The organism is Paratractidigestivibacter sp., from assembly GCF_052362415.1.
Taxonomy (GTDB): Bacteria; Actinomycetota; Coriobacteriia; order Coriobacteriales; family Atopobiaceae; genus Paratractidigestivibacter.
In genome coordinates, this window is record NZ_DAWEMK010000056.1 from 7,221 (window position 1) to 10,597 (window position 3,377).

At 66.5% G+C, this 3,377-nt stretch carries 4 protein-coding genes; 1 reads left to right on the forward strand and 3 read right to left on the reverse strand.

The features are described 5' to 3' along the window. The 3 genes from ACT84W_RS06735 to ACT84W_RS06745 all read right to left on the reverse strand — a co-directional run. On the reverse strand, positions 1-220 hold a 220-nt coding region (locus tag ACT84W_RS06735; protein WP_444328651.1), incomplete at its 3' end, for a hypothetical protein. Between the two features lie 3 nt (positions 221-223). Then, positions 224-1,531, reverse strand: a complete 1,308-nt coding sequence (locus tag ACT84W_RS06740; protein ID WP_417575467.1) for a phenylacetate--CoA ligase family protein — start codon at positions 1,529-1,531, stop codon at positions 224-226. A gap of 60 nt (positions 1,532-1,591) precedes the next feature. After that, positions 1,592-2,005, reverse strand: a complete 414-nt coding sequence (locus ACT84W_RS06745) for a hypothetical protein (RefSeq protein ID WP_444328652.1) — start codon at positions 2,003-2,005, stop codon at positions 1,592-1,594. Positions 2,006-2,252: 247 nt separating this feature from the next. On the opposite strand from ACT84W_RS06745, the gene ACT84W_RS06750 reads away from it, so the two are divergent. After that, entirely contained in the window at positions 2,253-3,332 is a 1,080-nt protein-coding gene (locus tag ACT84W_RS06750) for a 6-phosphofructokinase (RefSeq protein ID WP_417575469.1), read from the forward strand. Positions 3,333-3,377: the final 45 nt, after the last annotated feature.

Sequence of the window (3,377 nt, forward strand, 5' to 3'; positions counted from 1 at the left end):
CGACGGCCGCGACCTTGACGACCTTGGCGCGGTAGCCCGCCTCGCCGAGCGCCTTCAGGGCGCGCTCGGGCTCGCCGCACACGATGCGCGCGAGACCGTACTCCTCACTGTCAGCAAGCGACAGCGCCGTCATGTTCACGCCGACGTCGGCGATCGTGCGCGCAACGGAGGCGACGCGGCCCTTCTTGTTCTCGAGGAAAACGGTGATCTGGTCGATCATGTCTTAGAGCTCCTTCCTGAGATCGACGATGCGCTTGGCCTTGCCCTCGCTGCGCGGGATGCTCTTGGGCTCCACGAGCTTGACCTTGACGCCGACCGAGAGCGCGGCCTTGAGCGCGGCGGAGATCCGCTTCTGCAGGCGGTCGATGTCGGCGATGGAGTCGAGGTCCACGTTGGGGTTCGGCTCGGCCTTGAGGGTGACGATGTCGAGGGAGCGGTGGTCGGTGTCGACCTCGATCTGGTACCAGGAGGACATCTCGGGGAACGTCTTCATGACGTCCTCGATCTGGCTCGGGAAGACGTTGACGCCGCGGATGATGAGCATGTCGTCGGTGCGGCCGTGGATGCGGTCGATGCGGCGGTGCGTGCGGCCGCAGGGGCACTCGCCGGGGATGATGCGGGTGATGTCGCGCGTGCGGTAGCGCACGACGGGCGACGCCTCGCGGTCGAGCGTGGTGATGACGAGCTCGCCCCATTCGCCGTCGGGCAGGACCTCGCCCGTCTCGGGGTTGATGATCTCGGGGTAGAAGTGGTCCTCGGCGATGTGGAGGCCCTGCTGCTCCCAGCACTCGATGGCCACGCCCGGGCCCATGGTCTCGGTGAGGCCGTAGATGTCCAGCACGCGGTAGCCGAGCTTGCGCTCGAGGTCGCGGCGGAAGTTGTCCGAGAAGGGCTCGGCGCCGTGGATGCCCGCGCGCAGGCTGAAGTCGCGGGCCGGGTCGAGGCCCATCTCGATCGCGGTGTCGGCGATGTGCATCGCGTAGGAGGGGGTGCAGGCCAAGATAGTGGGGCCCATCTCGCGCAGGATGCGGATCTGGCGCTCGGTGTTGCCGGCGCTGATGGGGATGGTGGCGCAGCCGGCGGAGATGCTGCCGTAGTGGGCGCCGAGGCCGCCGGTAAAGAGGCCGTAGCCGTAGCAGATCTGCATGACGTCGTTCTCGTCGCCGTGGGCGAAGTCGACGGCGCGCGAGAAGCACTCCCCCCAGATCTTGAGGTCGTGCTCGGTGTAAGCGCCCACGGTCGCGATGCCGGTCGTGCCCGACGACATGTGGATCTCGCGCACGTCCTTGAGCGGCACGGCGAGCATACCGTAGGGGTAGGCGTCGCGCAGGTCCTGCTTCTGCACGAACGGGATCCGCGCGACGTCGTCGAGGGACTTGACCGAGCGCGGGTCGAAGCCGGCCTCATCGAAGCTTTTCTTGTAGAACGGGATGTGCTCGTACACATCGAGCACGGTCTTTTGGATCCCCTCGAGCTGGATCTGCTCGATCCGCTCGCGCGAGGCGTGGAGTATGTCTGCGTCGGCCGCCATCGGCGCCCCTCCTTATGGTCTGTCTGCAATAAAAAAGAAGGTAACGCAGCAAGAAGCGCGTCAGCCGCGGCGCGCGGCCTCCAGTCGGCGCACGGCGCGCTTGACCGCGTCAATGGCTTCGTCGACGCGATCGGCCGCATCGGACATCTCTTTCTGGACGAGGATGTCCGCGATCGCGTTGTCGCAGGCGATGTCGAAAAACGCGTTCCAGCGGTTGACCTCGGCCGTGAGCGCCGCGATGCCCGCGACCCCGCGACAATCCCCGAGCGCGTCGCAGAACCTCGCGAGCGCGACGCGGGCGCCTGTCAGCGCATGGTTGGCGTCCCCCAGCCGCGAGTGCTTGACCACGCTGGTCAGGAGGCCGCCGCCGAGGATGTCCACGACGCCCCATCGCTTGGCGGAGTCAAGCGAGTCCGCCGCGTCCTCGAGCGCCTCGAGGGCTTCTTTGCCCGCTCGGATGGCCTCTTCGTACATCGCTTCCTCCAATGGCGCGGATTTAGGCAGGGGTAGTATCCCGCATCGCCCCCGACGCGCTGGGAAACCCGTGTCCGCCTTGGGCGCCGCCTGTGACGGATGCCGAGTTGTAAGCGCTCGTTTACCCGCGAATTCGTGCCGGTAGCCACGGCTTCGTTGGATTACTCTATTCCCCGTGCGAATTATTGAGGCGCGGCGAAACCCCGTCTCGTTTGCCACGCCCAATATACTAAAGAGAGGAACGCCCATGCTCAGGATCGGACTGCTCACCTCCGGCGGCGATTGCCAGGCGCTCAATGCCACCATGCGCGGCATCGTGAAGACCATCCTCAACAACTCAAAGGACAAGGTCGAGATCTACGGCTTCGAGGACGGCTACCAGGGCCTCATCTACGGCCGCTACCGCGAGATGAACTGGGGGGACTTCTCGGGCGTGCTCACGCAGGGCGGCACCATCCTCGGCACCTCGCGCACGCCGTTCAAGCTGCTCGACGAGCCCGGCGCCGACGGCGTGAAGAAGGTCCCCGCCATGGTCGAGACTTACCGCAAGCTCAAGCTCGACTGCCTCTTTATGCTCGGCGGCAACGGCTCGACCAAGACCGCGAACCGCCTGCGCGAGGAGGGCCTGAACATCATCGCCCTGCCCAAGACCATCGACAACGACACCTACGGCACCGACATGACCTTCGGCTTCACCTCGGCCATCGACGTCGCGACCCGCTGCATCGACGACATCCACACGACGGCGAGCTCGCACGGCCGCGTCTTCGTCATCGAGATCATGGGCCACAAGGTCGGCTGGATCCCGCTGTACTCGGGTGTCGCCGGCGGCGCGGACGTCATCCTCATCCCCGAGATCCCCTACGACATGGACAACGTGGTCAAGGCCATCGAGCGCCGGGAAAAGAAGGGCGGTCGCTTCGCCATCGTGGTCGTCGCCGAGGGTGCGATCTCGCGCGAGGAGGCGGCCATGAAGAAGAAGGACTACAAGGCCAAGGTCGCCGCCCGCGTGAAGCCGTCGGTGGCCTACGACATCGCCGAGGAGATCGCCGCCCGCACCGGCCGCGAGGTCCGCGTCGCGGTGCCCGGCCACACTCAGCGCGGTGGCCAGCCCGACGCACAGGACAGGATCTTCGCCACGCAGTGCGGCATCGAGGCCGCGCGCGGCTGCCTCGAGGGCCAGTTCGGCTATATGATCGCCCAGGTCGAGGGCAAGATGTGCCGCGTGCCCCTGGAGGAGGTCGCCGGCAAGCTCAAGTACGTCGACCCCCAGGGCGACCTCGTGCGCGAGGCGAAGCTCCTCGGCATCAGCTTCGGCGACGAGTAGCGGGCGCTCGCGTCCCCGCCGCCCATAGGTATAAGAGAAGCGGCG

Coding starts and splice junctions, on each gene's coding strand:
- ACT84W_RS06745 (WP_444328652.1), bottom strand. CDS start 2,005: ATGTACGAAGAGGCCATCCGAGCGGGCAAAGAAGCCCTCGAGGCGCTC.
- ACT84W_RS06740 (WP_417575467.1), bottom strand. CDS start 1,531: ATGGCGGCCGACGCAGACATACTCCACGCCTCGCGCGAGCGGATCGAG.
- ACT84W_RS06750 (WP_417575469.1), top strand. CDS start 2,253: ATGCTCAGGATCGGACTGCTCACCTCCGGCGGCGATTGCCAGGCGCTC.